The 357-nt window shown below is 41.5% G+C and carries 1 protein-coding gene; it reads left to right on the forward strand.

What is annotated here, in order from left to right; all coding sequences use genetic code 11:
- A partial coding sequence (locus FLQ44_RS13630; protein ID WP_147694820.1) for a phosphoenolpyruvate carboxylase occupies nt 1-357 on the forward strand: 357 nt, incomplete at both ends.

The following is a 357-nucleotide window of genomic DNA, read 5'->3' on the forward strand; positions in this document are numbered from 1 at the left end:
GCGCCCATTATTACCAAAACACTTAAACGAGCCAGCCAATAGCCTGATTGAACATCCTGATGTTCAAGAAGTCTTTGCTACGATGCGTACTTTGGCAGAGCAGCCTAAAGAAAGTTTAGGTGCTTATATCATTTCGATGGCTGAATATCCGAGTGATGTATTGGCGGTACTGTTACTTCAAAAAGAAGCGGGAATTGAACATCCCTTACGTGTAGTGCCATTATTTGAAACCTTGAAGGATTTAGATGGTGCTGCAAGTACCATGACAACCTTATTCAATATGCATTGGTATAAACAGCATATTCAAGGCAAACATGAGGTGATGATTGGTTACTCTGACTCTGCCAAAGATGCAGG

Origin of the sequence: Vogesella mureinivorans (assembly GCF_007644035.1) — a bacterium.
GTDB classification, from domain to species: Bacteria; Pseudomonadota; Gammaproteobacteria; order Burkholderiales; family Chromobacteriaceae; genus Vogesella; species Vogesella mureinivorans.